Raw genomic sequence first — 12665 nt, forward strand, 5'->3', positions numbered from 1 at the left:
GGCCACGGCTGCTCGCACCACGGCTCACGGACCGGCGCGACCGGACTCGGCGCTCAACGCCAGTGGTGCGGCGCGCTGTTCATGATCCGGTCGCCACCAGCCGCGGCTGGCGGCGAGCACTCCGGCCTGGAACCGGCTCGCCGCCCCCAGCCGGCCGAGCAGCGCCTGGACCCGGCGCTGCACCGTGCGGTGGCCGATTCCCAGCTGTCGGGCGATGGCCTCGTCCGACATCCCCATGGCTAACAGGGAGATGATCCGCCGCTCCTCGTCGTTGACGAACTCGTTGGGGCCGACCGACGCCGGTCTTCCCGGCAGGTAGGGCTGCGCCTGCTCCCACAGCGACTCGAAGAGGGTGGACAGCGCGTCGAGCAGGGCGGAGGGATGGACCAGAATGCACGCGTCCAGAACCTGAGGTGTGGCCAGCAGCGGAATCAGCGCCGCCTGGTCGTCCGCGATGATCAGCTTCATCGGGGCCTCGGGCAGGAACCGGACCTCTTCGCCCGCCGAGATGTCGACCTCCACCCGCGCCACGACACCGGGCAAGCTGAGGGTGTCCCGGGCATGGATGAAGCGGCTGCGAACGCTGCGTCCGGCCACGGCGGAGGCGGAGTTGACGCGTTCGCCGTCACTTGCCTGAGCGTAAGGAGGCGCGTCGATGCCGCGGATCTCCCGCTCAGCCCGTTTGAACAACTGATGCCCGCACCGGGCGACGCCGTCGCGGCCCGTGACCACCTGGATCAGCGACGTCGAGTCCCGGCTGCGACGAGCCTCGCGGTGCCGCTGTGTCAGCCGCTCGGTTAGCGCACGCACCCGGTGGATGTCACGTTCGCGAGCGAGCAGAAGCACTTCCAGGGCGTGGTCGGGTGGCATCGCGGTGTACATGGGCGGGCTGCCGGGCAGCCGGGATATCAGGCCGCCGTCCTCCAGCCTCACCAGGGCGGCGATGGCGGTGTCGGGCTCGATGCCGGTACGGCGGCACAACTCCTCGACGGACATGGGCGGGTTGTCGACCAGGATGATGTACAACGCCTCGGCAGGCTGGTCCAGCCCGAGAACTTCCAGCATGGTCACCTCCGACCATAACCTAGCGCCCTCATGATCACACCGCTGACGATCACTGATCCTGGTCGTTCTTCCGCTCGAATGGTGAAAGAACCGGCCGCCGGTGACCTTGAATTTCATCTGCTGGAGGGGATGTTCTTCCACTCAAGAACATTCACCTGGAGGCCGGCCGACGTGAGCAGGTGCTCGCGCTCGGCTCGCTGGCGGCGGGGTCACGCACGAGCTCAACAACCCTGCCGCGACAGCCGTGAGCGCGAACGGTTCCCGGTCAGTCTCCCGAGGCGTCCGGCACGGTCGGGGCATTCCTGGGGCGGTCGGTTCGTACTGTTCTCGTTCGTACTGATTGACGAAGGTGTCAGCGTGCAGGGCATGTTCTGGGGAGGCCCGCACGCAGGATCTGCTCGTTGATACCTGCGAGTGGACTGGATGGGTCTGATACGAACACGGCGTCCGTGCCTCGGGCGCGTTGCTGTCCCCGACGGACATCGGCATCGAGCGGGAGTCCGAGGTATCCCGCGGCCATGCCGTCTGGCAGGGGCCGGGGCGGCGACGGGGCCTTCGTGAGTAAGCACCATGCGTGTTCGAAGACGGTGAATGGAAGGGCCGAGGGGACGAGGGCGAAGCCCTTTACGTACGTTCAGCCGGTGCGGTCGGCCCACTCACGTGCCGCTGTGAAGCAGTGGCCCGGTTGGTGCGGGTCGGTCATGGGCCAGGGAGCCGGCCGGTAGTACCGCCTGTGATCAGCACCAAGATCAGCAAAGCCCCGGCACGACCAGGACGTGTTGCCCACGCTGAGCTGACCGCATATGCCCAGCCATTTCGTGAGTTCCTGCATCTCACCGCAGGCCCCGTCGGCCTGCGGTGAGACAGCCATGGCGTGCAGCAGCTCCTCGTGTTCACGTCTTCCGTAGGTGACACGCCATTGGATCCCTCGGTCCGCTGTTGGTGATTCCCCGGTGCCTCGAGCAGGCGTTGAGTAGGCCCTCATGCAGAGGGCACCTCACTGATCATGGCCGATCGTTCGTACTGGTCGCGTGCCCCCGGTCATTCGCCCTCCGGCTCTACGACCTTGCGAGAGTTGTCCCTACCGTTGCGATGCGCCGGCGGAGATCTGGGCGAGGGAGGAATACGAAAAGCTTCGGCGCTACGACGCCGACACACCCCGTCAGCCTTCGCCTGTCTTCCGATGTCATCAAACCGATGCCGATAGCCATGCACGGCGCGTATGCGCTGGCTGGGCTGGGCGCCATGCGGGCGGCGGGCTGCTCGCTCTGCGTCTGGCGGTCATTGATGGAACGATGGGATTCCATGATGTACCAAGAGGTGATCGATTACGAGTCGCCGGTTCCACTGTTCTCTACAGGTAACGAAGCTGCCGCTCACGGCGCGGCGGGCATCAATGCACCGACCGAGAAGGCCCGCCGCATGATCGGTAAGATCTCCCGGAGGCCGTAAAGATCTTGCCCGAAAGCTGTCCAGAAGCGATCTCGTGAACGGCCGCGGTCGTTATCGGAGTCACCTACCTGCACTGCCTCGGTAGCACCTTCCCCGCTCAGCCTCGGCGGCAGGAGCAGTCCCTGAGCTGGTCTGTCCTGGCTGCTTGACGGAGGCTGCGCCGTTCAGGGAAGCGCATCAAATACTCATCACGAACCATTGCTTGGCCGACGGGCCGCGTAGATACAGATGCCGCCCCCGCCCTACCGGACGCGCATAGCGTCTGAGGGGTGCCCCCCCCGGGGAGGGTGAGTTGCGCCTCCTCGATGGGTTGGATTTCGCGGTCGGTGATGCGGCAACGCTGGAGCTGATCGGGCCGCCGGTTCCCGCCGAGCATTGCAACTTCATCTCCCTTCACGGCTATTCCGAGGGGAGCGACGACGGGCGATGTCCGAACGCGAGTCTGTCCGTCCGTGCGGACTTCCAGCAGCGGAAAGGTCGGGTAGTAGCAGGCCCAGGTCACGCCGTCCTCTGCGTTGAGGGCGTAGACCGTATCGATGTACTCGACGCCCGCGGGAGGCGAGTACCGCCATTCCGGCTGTCCTCCGCTGTCCCAGCGCGCGAGACCGGCAGCACTGACAGGGTCGGCGTAGACACCTTCGTCGAAGTAGGCGCTCCAAATGTGATTTCTCCGGTCGGTCATCATGAACTCGACGGCATCTCCCATCTGGAAGGACTTTCGGTGCCGGCCGTCCCGGCCGAATATCTGGGCGCTGCGCTGTTCTCCGCATTGACGCCCCTGCGCCAGGATGAGCCGCCCGTTGGGCAGCGCGTCCACGTAGCTGACCTGTATGCCCACACCATGCACGGTCTGTGCGTTCACGACGCCACCATCGACGGTGACGAGGAGGGCGTCGTACGGTCTGCGGCGCGGCCTGGGATGGGGAGGTCCGTGCCGTCGCGGTTCGAGTTCTGCGTCGGGGCAGACCAGCCACAAGGCTCTGCCCCAGGCGTCAACTGTGGTCGCCAAGACCTTCCGGTGGTCGTACTGGCGAGGCAACAGTGCGTAGGAACGCAGTGCCGCCTTCCTCAAGAGATCACCTCACGGGCGGACGGACATGTCACACCCATGGTCGCAGACGCCTCAGACCGGCACGTCGCGGCGCGGGATTGCCCACTTCGCTCTGCGAACTGAAGAACGCCCGGCCGATGCACGTCGGAGCGGTCGGCCTCGCCATACCAGTCGTCCAGAAACTGCGTGATGTGCCGCGGCACATGCAGCGCTGCCCAGTTGACCCGGCACATCGCAGTGCTGGCGCCCAAGAGCAGCGATACGGCGCCGCCGCATACCAACACCGATTCGACGGCGGGCACTCCCGTGCTCACGTCCCCCCCCGTCACTCCTCGTCCAGGTCAAAACGTGGGGTGTGCCGGGCCTTCCATCCAGCGGCGAGCGTCACCAGGCGGGGAGCTAGCCTCGGGCTTTCGCCACAGCTGACAGGTAGTTGAGTCAGGGCCATCAAAATTTGGCTTTGACCTGCTGCAATGTGCGGATCGTCTCCACCAATGGCGGCTGTTTCTCAGGCACTTGGTGGGTGACGTGCGGGTCTGTGTCTGGAACGATGCGCGGCGTGGAAGCTTCGCTACCTACTGCTGAGGACTACGCGTCCGCCGATCGTGCCCAGCAGCTTCTGGCTGAGCGGTTCAGCGGGGCTCCGAGTCTCTACCGCCAGATCAAGTCCTGGGAGGACTTCGTGGTGGGTGTCGAGGAAGGCTTCGACACGACGTGGGTCTGAGAGTACCACAGTGACATGGCCTGTCGTGACTGGCTCCACGACGCCATGCCGATCCTCACTGCGGCCATGCAGATGCTCTGCCAGAGGCAGATCGAGGAGTTGGATGCCCGCTACCGGGCCGCGACGGGACCGACCAATGCGCCGACTACGCGGGTGAGCCGGTGGTCCGCAGAGGGACGGTGGTGGCATGACCGTTACCCGCTCCTGATCGACCACGACGAGGAAATCCCGCTGCCGCCGTCCTGGTCACCGGGGCCTTCGCGTATCGCCTGAATGCTTGTCCGCCACCTGGTCAACTCGATGGAAAGTGCCTCTGACCTGGGAAGGTAAGGCTTGTCCAGGGTCCTGCCCGCCGGAGCGAAAGAGACACTTCCCAGGTGAGAGAGCGTAGCGGGTCCTACCCGCATGTCCGCGTCGAGGGCACCGGGGACGGGGCGGTGTCGCAGGCCGGTGGGGTACTGCTGGTGGAGACGGTCCGCAGGGCCGGGCTGGACGCGGCGCTGTCGACCGCGCTGGCACCGTGGCGCGAGCCGCGCACGGTACACGATCCCGGCAAGGTCGTGCTGGATCTCGCGCTGGCGGTGGCGCTGGGCGGGGACTGTCTCTCGGACGTGGGGAGCTTGCGGGCCGAGCCCACGCTGTTCGGGCCAGTGGCCTCCGATCCCACGGTGTCACGGCTGGTCGACGCACTGGCCGGGGCGGGTCCTCGGGCACTTGCCGCGATCCGCGGGGCCAGCGCACAAGTCCGCGAGCGTGTATGGAAGCTCGCCGGTTCGGATGCTCCCGACGCGGGCGGGGAGGTGGTCGTGGATATCGATGGGGTACTGGTGCTGGCGCACTCCGACAAACAGGACGCCACCGCGACCTGGAAGCGCACGTTCGGCCACCACCCACTGATCGCGTTCGTCGACCACGGCAGTCAGGGTTCCGGCGAGCCGGTGGCCGGCCTGCTGCGGCCGGGCAACGCGGGCAGCAACACCGCCGCCGACCACATCACCACCACCAAGCTGGCTCTGGCACAATTGCCCAAGAAGTACCGGCGCGGGCGGCGGACACTGATCCGCACCGACTCTGCCGGCGGCACCCACGAGTTCCTGAACTGGCTCACCGCACGGGGCCGGTGGCTGTCCTACTCGGTAGGCATGACCATCACTGACGCTGTCCACCAAGCTGTCCTGCACGTCCCGGACTCGGCCTGGGCGGCGGCCGTCGAGTCCGGCGGCGAGGTCCGCGACGGCGCCTGGGTGGCCGAACTGGCGGGCGACGTGCTGAAGGGCTGGCCGAGCGGGATGCGGCTGATCGTTCGCAAGGAACGCCCGCACCCTGGAGCCCAGCTGCGGTTCACCGACGCTGACGGCATGCGCCTGACGTGCTTCGCCACCAACACCAACGACACCCCGATCGCCGCCCTGGAACTTCGCCACCGCCAGCGCGCCCGGGCCGAAGACCGCATTCGCGCCGCCCGCGACACCGGGCTGCGCAACCTGCCCCTGCACAAGTCAGCCCAGAACCAACTCTGGCTGGAGATTGTGCAGCTCGCCCAGGACCTGCTCGCCTGGATGCCGATGCTCGCCCTGGCCGGCGGCGCGCGTCGCTGGGAACCCAAGCGTCTGCGGCTGCGGCTGTTCTCCGCAGCCGCCCGCCTGGTCACCACCGGTCGCCGCCGCACTCTCCGCCTGACCCGGCACTGGCCCTGGACCGACGTGATCACCAGCGCCGTCGATCGGCTCCAGGCCCTGCCGAACCCAGGCTGACCAGCCACAACGACCAGTCCCGACGGAGCCGTGGAAGCCGACGCCCACCCGATGCGACAATCGGGCCCACACCATGCCCCGCACGGAAACATGGGCTCGGAACACCATGAAAGAGGCCCATCAATAGGCTGACGGGCCCTCATACAAGATCGAGGCTAGCGACAGGGCGAGCGGGCGGATGCTGTCCAGCAGATGGGCAGGTGGTTTGTTGACGTCCACGATTGTTCATGGCTCCCCGTCGCAGTGCCGTGCAGTCAGATTCTCAGCAAACTTCCCTCAACACACTTCTGAAAGCTCCCTTCTGAGACGCGTGCATATTTGTTCGATTGCTGCCGCGCTTGGCACCCGATTGGCTTGGTGCATCGCCAGCTGCAGCACCGGCCCGTACGCGCTGTACCTGGCCATGTCGTCGCTACACGCGGGCTGCACCACAAAGTGAAGGTGCCCCGGAATCGCGTCAGCGTGAGACCACAGGCAGACGTAGACCTGTTCCGGGTTCCTAGTGGTTTGCACCGCTGCGCTCGTTCGCTGCAACAAGGGGCCAAGTTCCGTGGATTCGCGAACAGTCAGGCCTGATACATAAACGACATGCCTTGCGGGCATGACCGCCAGCGTGCCAAGGCCTAACGGGCCCTTCGAGTGCTGCACCACCCACTTGGCTGTTCTTAGGAGCGTTCCCCCTGGGATACGTTCCTTGCCCTGAACGAACCTGCACGCTGTGCACGCGACGTCTGTCATCTGCTCACCCTCCTCAATGCTGTTGGAGCCGTGCCCTCAGCAGATCGAGGAGCGGAACACTCCCGCCTGCGTGGGTACCACGTACGGCCGGCGCCATGCCGAGGCTGGCGGCCGGAACACCCCCGCCTGCGCGGGGACCATGAGCCTGTGCGTCGAATGTAGAGCCACTCGTGCGGAGCACCCCGGCCCGCGTGGGGACGAACCGAACGGTGCTTCCGAGCGATGTGCGTGCGCTTCGTAGCCCGGGTAAGGCGTCGGTTGGGCATAAGCCAGCCGAAGGTGTGCCCGACTCCACAGCGTCGGGGTGACCTTGAAGCCCTGAATCGCCGGAGTCCCAGCGGACCACGCAGTTGGGCTCCGTGAGGGACGAGGCGGAGCGACCTTACAAGGCGCGTGTCAGCCCGTGTGATCCGGACGGCCGGAGGTCACGTAGTCGTAGTACTCGGCTCCGACAAAACCGAGATTGACCCAGCGGTCAGCGATCGCGCTGAACTTCCGCTCGGCCAGGCTGATAGCTTCCTCCGGAGTCGCCACGGTGGTGATCTTCTTGCCCCATGTCTCGTCGTCCGGGTCGAGCGGCAGCTGGTCGGTGATGTCACGGAACGTCTCGGAGGGGATGTCCTCTACCTCCTGCAGATAGACCCCGACGCCAGCACGGCCAGGGCTGAGCGCGATCCAACGAACGCCACGCTGGCCGCCCCGCTCTACCGGGCCGAGGAACTGCTCGATCTCCTTGCCGCGCCGCAATGCTCCCAGCGCGAACATAGGCGTGAGATGCCGTACCAACGCGCCTCCTTTCTCACTGTCCAGACGACGCCGCAAGGTCTTCGGAGCCGCACCAGAGATCAGGTATCACCCTCACAGGCCTGAGGGCCAGCGGTGCCAACACGCGCCCGCGCGTGCCACAACCGTGCCACATCGGGCGGTCAACCACGGTCAACGACGGGTCGCCGCGGTCGCGATGACTGGCTCAGCTGACCACTTTCCAAAGCCGCTATGACCCGCGCACGCTCGATGACCCTGACCACCAGGCTTACAAAGCAGCGGTGTTCGGTCTGCCCCTTGGGATCAGCGCGGGATCGTGCTGGACGACCACGGGGAGAGCAGCCGAGCCAGCCGTAAATGCCCGTAACTTCCCAAGCTGAGCGGCCAGGGGCTCGTTACACGGTGGAAGTGATCACGCAGGCGTAGCATCGCCCCAAGGGGCCTCGCTGGATATTTTCCACAGACTCTCAAATGTGTCGGAGTACTCTCTCACCATGTACTCGGATCGTTGTGTTCCGTCTCGAATATCCCAGCCAACCCTTCCGGATCGAGATATTATTGGATCTAGCAAGATTCGGTCCGGATGGCCATAGGGGAACTCCGTCTCGCGATCAATTTCGTAGCGGGCAAAAAAGGCAACATTGTCACCTATTAGGCATACTTGATATTCTGGAATGCCGGGATAAGTGCGAAACTGCAGAGAGACTTCTATCCGCGAGTGGTCCCGTAAGCGTCGAGCGAAGAAGAGCAGATGGTTTGCGTAGTCTTCAGTCCTCGTTTCGACGTACCTTCGAAATTCTGGGTCATCGGAGTGTGTGCCGTCAGTATTCCGCTTGCATGGAATTTTTGTTGGACTGGATAGGTCTGGTGTCAGCATCCTAAACGTTACAGTTTGAACCCGCCCTGGGGAATCGTGTAGTCGCATCAGGGTTCCGCGCATGTGGTCGAAGATTGACTCGCCTGTGTATCCGATGAACCTCACATCAACAGCGCGGCCAGTCTCGGCTTCCCTGATTAAATCCCCTCGGGAAGTGGGGTTCGTAAATCTGGATGAAGCTTGTCCGCCTTGAGGTGCATCTGCCAAGTCCTTAATCGCGTCATACAGAACGTATGCGATTAGGCTCAGGAGGCTTCCGGCTACGAAGGAGCTTCCCTGTAAAGCGTCGCCGACAGGTTTGAAGATTTGAGCCACTAGGCCGAGGAGAAATATGCCCAGCAAAACACAGCGCGTGGCTATCGGCTCTATGGTGTCTCGCGCGTACCGCAAAATTCTGCGAATTCGAGTCGAAGGATCTGTCATATTTCCTCCTCTAGGAACCAGACGCTTACCTGATTAGTAACCGTAATACCCTGCCTGCAACATCAGCAGTCTCTGAAGGCCGCGTGATCTCGGAGGCTGCGAACCACCACGCGGCGTCGCTCTGTGCGGCACAGCATCGAAGTTGAGTGCTCCCAGTCGAGCAATGCTGGAGAGCAGTCCACCAGCGGTCCTCCGGCCACCGGAGGTATGTGTGGCTCTCCGCGCAGGTCAGTGGGCAATTCGACCGTAAATGCTCGCACCTTCCCAGGCTGCGATCTCAAGGCTGGCTGTTGTTGACTGTTCCGCTGGCCGCGTGCACTTCTTCATTTCAGGGCACGCGTGTGGCGTATCGGTCGAAGGGGAGCACTGCGCAGGGGGAGGAGCCCGGGGTGTTCGGGATCCTCCCCCTGCCGGAGTGAACGCAACGTTGCCGTTGGCATGCGCTGATGCTCGCGGTCCCTTTCAGGAGCGGTGAGGGTTCATCTCCAGAAGGTGACCGCGGCTGGTCGCCACGCGGAGGACGTCTTTGAGGGCTCCGGCCAGTTCTCTCGCCAAGAGCCGTACGTCTTCTGGGGCAATCTGCTCCTCGGCGAGAGAGTCCATAGCCTGCTCCAGTAGTTCAGCCGCCGAGCCGAGTTGTACCGATTCGATGTTGTCCGCCAGGCGGGACATGAAGCCGTCCCTGTCGTCCGTGCTCAGGTAGCACGATTTGTCCTCGGGCCCCGTCCAGGGGAGAAGCCGCAATTCGTCGTGTGCCGTCATGCCTGCGTCTGCCTCTCGTCGAGCACGTGGTGGGTGGTGAAGATCGCCTCGACGCGATCTCCTGGGAACACCAGAAGCGCAGCTTCGAGGACCTGGCCGGCGGTGTCGGCGGCTACGCGGGTGATCGCGAGTACTGCCAGATCCGGGTTGATCCGGAGAGTGGATGCCTCATCTGGTGTCGGGAGGCGGGCGGAGACTGTCTCGCGGACCTCGGCCGGCAGGGCGCTCAGAACTGCGAAGCTCGTTGCTATGCGTACGTGTGGAGGGCCGTCGCCGAGTACTTCCGTGGGTGCCGGTCCGCCGGGGATGTAGATGCGCGCCAGGCTGTGCGGTGAGTCTCCCTCGTAGCTGACGCTGAGGAACTCAGTTAGCGGACTGCCGTTCGGGACGCGCAGCAGGGCTGCCAGGTGTCCGTCAGCCTCGATCGCCGTGGCGTGGTCGGTGACGCACAGAGCTGTTTCCGCCGCTGTCCATGGGTCCAGCGTTCCCCAGCCTCCGACGTACGTGATCTTGCGGGGGCGGTGGCGGACGAAGTTGCCCTTGCCAGCCGGGGCTTCCGCTGCGCGGACCTGGAGTACCTCATCCGACACATCCAGGGCTCTCTGCGACAGCTCGGCAGGAACCCTGCTCCGGCCGCCTTGCCGCCGTAGACGTGTGCGCTGTACCACCTGGAGGGTGTCACGCGAGGCAACGAACGAGTGGAGCAGCGACCGAAAGCGGGAGGCGCACATGACCGTGACGATCCGTCCCGCGCAGAAGCGGGACGCCTGGTCGGGGATCGAATTGATCGAGGAGATCGAGCGGTTCTACGGGGCGCTCGAAACAGATATCCAGCCGATCGAGGAAAGCCGCCTCCCGGTGGAGTCAGCCCTCTTCGGCACGCCGCCGATGGCACTTGACCAGCCGACGATGCGTCTCGCGAATCTGCTCCAGACGGCCGGCCAGGAGCGCGGTGGGCGAGAGGTGGGGTGCAAACGTCAGCTGGAGCCGGGAGGTGCCGCGTGCCCGTTGCCGTCCGACTCCGTGGAAACCGGGCGTTGCGCCTGCCCGTCAGCCTGCCGCCGCGGGGCCTTACGGCTCTTCGCCACGACAGCGGCACGAGCCAGCTCGGCGGTCAGCTGCTCGAACGCCAGCGCCCCTGATAGGTCCCGCAGCCTGCGACTTCTGCTCATACGCCACCAACGACCGAGGCGGCCGACCGTAACCAAAATGCGGCCGAATGGGGCAACGGTGCGCTCCACGAGGAGCGGCCCGTTGCCAGGGCGACGATCCAAAGCATGGCCAGCCCGGGATCATGAGGTGCTAGCTCTCGCCGCGGCCCTAGGCGCGCATCGCTGGTGGCGGCGTCCAGTCGCAGCTACGGCGAGACGTCCACGGCCAGAACCAGCCGCCCGTCGGCAGCCCGCGACAACGGGTCCACTTCGCAGCCGGGCGACCTTGATGCGCCTTGGTTGAGACCGGCGTACAACGCACCGTGCCCACACGGGTGCCCGGACGCTTGAGCCTCTCGTTTGGATCTTGGATGGTCGGGGGTGACGGCTAGAGGGCTTGTGGGACGATCACATGCATGACGCACGTCCCTCAGCCGCTGGCTGGTACCCACGTACGACTTCTGGCTGGTCAGGCTTCATCTGGGCGCCCGGTCTATGAGGTACTGCCGGCCCGCGCGGTGGAGTCCGACCTGTTCGAACTGGCAGGAAGTCCGGGCATGGTGCTCGGATGCGCGGCTGGTGACGTGCTGCGGGTTGCCGATGACGGCCACTTCGAGATTGTTGAACACGGCGAGAACCTCTGCGTTCAGGCCGCTGGTTCGGGCCAGTTGCGTCCGGAGTCGTTTGCTGAGCTGAGAGAAGCGGTCAGCCATCTCGGAGGCGTGAGCGAGGCGCCGCCAGACTTGCGCTTCATCGTCGTCACTGTCGCCCGCACGGTGGGCATACCGGCGATTGAGCGGGTCATGGATGCCTGGGCGGGAGGCCTCCATGAGGTCGTGTGGTGGTTCGGCAACGGAGACCATGCAGACGCTTCCGGCTGAGCCTCTCAGCGGGCGGACCAGATGAAGATACCCGCGACGTGGAGTCCGGCCAGGTAGATGGTGGCTGTCTTCTCGTAGCGGGTGGCGATGCCTCGCCATTGCTTGAGGCGGTTGCTGCAACGCTCGACAGTGTTGCGCTGTTTGTAGGTCTCGCGGTCGAAGGACGGTGGCCTGCCGCCTCTGCTGCCTCGGCGCAGGCGGTGGCGGCGTTGGTCCGCCGGCACGGGGATCACGGCCCGGATGCCGCGCCTGCGCAGGTACTCGCGGATTGCCCGGGACGAATACGCCTTGTCCGCCAAGACCACGTCCGGTCTGGTGCGCGGCCGTCCGCGTCGTCGGGGAACCCGCAGGCGGGCCATGACGGTGGTGAAGGCCGGTGCGTCGCCCGCCTGTCCGGCGGTCAGGACGAACGCCAACGGACGGCAGCGGGCATCGGCAGCCAGGTGGACCTTCGTGGTCAGTCCGCCTCGGGAACGGCCGATGGCATGGTCGTCGGGTTCGTTGGGTGGGGCACCTTTTTGCGGGCCCCGGCCGCGTGCTGGTGGGCCCGCACGATCGTGGCGTCCACCGAGACCGCCCAGTTGAGGTCCTCGTCGGCGTCTGCCTGGGCCATCAGCGTGGTGAACACCCGCTCCCAGGTGCCGTCGACAGCCCACATCCGCAGCCGGTTGTAGACGCCCCGCCAGTTGCCGTACTCCTCCGGCAGGTGCACCCACTGCATCCCGGTCTGGAACTTGAACGCGATCGCGTCGATCACTTCCCGGTGGGCCCTCCATCGGCCACCCCGCACCGAAGTCCGGTCCGGGAGCAAGGGCTCGATCCGCGCCCACTGCGCATCAGTCAACGAGACACACCGGACCAACGATCCGATGATCTAAACGAAACGCCCTAGGCATGTCCCGACGACCTCTCGGCGAGACCGCCGCCCCCCCCCGGGGGGGGGCACGGGGGCGGGGGGGGGCCCGTCGCCACAGGGGGGGACTGCGCGCCCCCGGGGGGGGGGGGGGGTGGGGGCCGGCGCG

12 protein-coding genes are annotated in these 12665 nt (G+C 65.5%); 5 read left to right on the forward strand and 7 right to left on the reverse strand.

The features are described 5' to 3' along the window. Window positions 1-24: 24 nt before the first annotated feature. The gene (locus ACFV2J_RS41285; protein ID WP_385089858.1) at window positions 25-1182 is read right to left on the reverse strand and encodes a helix-turn-helix domain-containing protein; all 1158 of its coding nucleotides are present in this window, start codon (window positions 1180-1182) and stop codon (window positions 25-27) included. A 914-nt stretch (window positions 1183-2096) separates the two neighbouring features. Here ACFV2J_RS41285 and ACFV2J_RS41290 point away from each other — a divergent pair. Further along, window positions 2097-2429 (forward strand): DUF6283 family protein, encoded by a 333-nt coding sequence (locus tag ACFV2J_RS41290; RefSeq protein WP_385089855.1) that lies wholly within the window; start codon window positions 2097-2099, stop codon window positions 2427-2429. 185 nt (window positions 2430-2614) lie between these two features. Here ACFV2J_RS41290 and ACFV2J_RS41295 read toward each other — a convergent pair whose 3' ends face one another. Together ACFV2J_RS41295 and ACFV2J_RS41300 are read right to left on the reverse strand one after the other, a co-directional pair. Continuing rightward, complete coding sequence (locus ACFV2J_RS41295; RefSeq protein ID WP_385443624.1) at window positions 2615-3379, reverse strand: hypothetical protein; 765 nt, start codon at window positions 3377-3379, stop codon at window positions 2615-2617. Window positions 3380-3585: 206 nt separating this feature from the next. Beyond that, a complete protein-coding gene (locus ACFV2J_RS41300; RefSeq protein WP_385089849.1) occupies window positions 3586-3882 on the reverse strand; it encodes a hypothetical protein in 297 nt (98 codons plus the stop codon). Between the two features lie 245 nt (window positions 3883-4127). Here ACFV2J_RS41300 and ACFV2J_RS41305 point away from each other — a divergent pair, with 245 nt between their 5' ends. The 3 genes from ACFV2J_RS41305 (at window position 4128) to ACFV2J_RS41315 (ending at window position 6046) form a co-directional block, all read left to right on the forward strand. Further along, window positions 4128-4292 (forward strand): hypothetical protein, encoded by a 165-nt coding sequence (locus ACFV2J_RS41305; RefSeq protein ID WP_385089846.1) that lies wholly within the window; start codon window positions 4128-4130, stop codon window positions 4290-4292. A gap of 15 nt (window positions 4293-4307) precedes the next feature. Continuing rightward, window positions 4308-4565, forward strand: a complete 258-nt coding sequence (locus tag ACFV2J_RS41310) for a hypothetical protein (protein ID WP_385089843.1) — start codon at window positions 4308-4310, stop codon at window positions 4563-4565. A gap of 104 nt (window positions 4566-4669) precedes the next feature. Next, entirely contained in the window at window positions 4670-6046 is a 1377-nt protein-coding gene (locus ACFV2J_RS41315; RefSeq protein WP_385443627.1) for an IS1380 family transposase, read from the forward strand. 1134 nt (window positions 6047-7180) lie between these two features. Here the strand turns inward: ACFV2J_RS41315 and ACFV2J_RS41320 are convergent. From ACFV2J_RS41320 to ACFV2J_RS41330, 3 genes are all read right to left on the reverse strand, one after another. Beyond that, window positions 7181-7549 carry a hypothetical protein gene (locus tag ACFV2J_RS41320; protein WP_385089836.1) on the reverse strand — a complete coding sequence of 123 codons (369 nt, stop codon included), beginning with the start codon at window positions 7547-7549 and terminating at the stop codon, window positions 7181-7183. Between the two features lie 1762 nt (window positions 7550-9311). Beyond that, on the reverse strand, window positions 9312-9611 hold the full coding sequence (locus ACFV2J_RS41325; protein WP_385089833.1) for a hypothetical protein: 300 nt from the start codon (window positions 9609-9611) through the stop codon (window positions 9312-9314). Beyond that, a complete protein-coding gene (locus ACFV2J_RS41330; RefSeq protein ID WP_385089830.1) occupies window positions 9608-10201 on the reverse strand; it encodes a UTRA domain-containing protein in 594 nt (197 codons plus the stop codon). Before ACFV2J_RS41330 ends, ACFV2J_RS41325 begins: the two co-directional genes overlap by 4 nt. A 977-nt stretch (window positions 10202-11178) precedes the next feature. Here ACFV2J_RS41330 and ACFV2J_RS41335 point away from each other — a divergent pair. Then, complete coding sequence (locus ACFV2J_RS41335; RefSeq protein ID WP_385089827.1) at window positions 11179-11643, forward strand: DUF4265 domain-containing protein; 465 nt, start codon at window positions 11179-11181, stop codon at window positions 11641-11643. A gap of 5 nt (window positions 11644-11648) precedes the next feature. Here the strand turns inward: ACFV2J_RS41335 and ACFV2J_RS41340 are convergent. Continuing rightward, window positions 11649-12505 (reverse strand): IS5 family transposase gene (locus tag ACFV2J_RS41340; protein WP_385443632.1). Its coding sequence is split into 2 segments (ribosomal slippage): window positions 11649-12160 and window positions 12160-12505, totalling 858 coding nucleotides; the frame shifts between segments, so codons are not numbered across the junction. Window positions 12506-12665 lie beyond the last annotated feature (160 nt).

It is taken from the genome of Streptomyces sp. NPDC059668, assembly GCF_042734135.1.
GTDB lineage: Bacteria > Actinomycetota > Actinomycetes > Streptomycetales > Streptomycetaceae > Streptomyces.

Excerpts from the sequence above, each read along its gene's own strand:
- ACFV2J_RS41285 (WP_385089858.1), bottom strand. The coding sequence starts at position 1,182 with ATGAAATTCAAGGTCACCGGCGGCCGGTTCTTTCACCATTCGAGCGGA.
- ACFV2J_RS41310 (WP_385089843.1), top strand. The coding sequence starts at position 4,308 with ATGGCCTGTCGTGACTGGCTCCACGACGCCATGCCGATCCTCACTGCG.
- ACFV2J_RS41320 (WP_385089836.1), bottom strand. The coding sequence starts at position 7,549 with ATGTTCGCGCTGGGAGCATTGCGGCGCGGCAAGGAGATCGAGCAGTTC.
- ACFV2J_RS41325 (WP_385089833.1), bottom strand. The coding sequence starts at position 9,611 with ATGACGGCACACGACGAATTGCGGCTTCTCCCCTGGACGGGGCCCGAG.
- ACFV2J_RS41335 (WP_385089827.1), top strand. The coding sequence starts at position 11,179 with ATGACGCACGTCCCTCAGCCGCTGGCTGGTACCCACGTACGACTTCTG.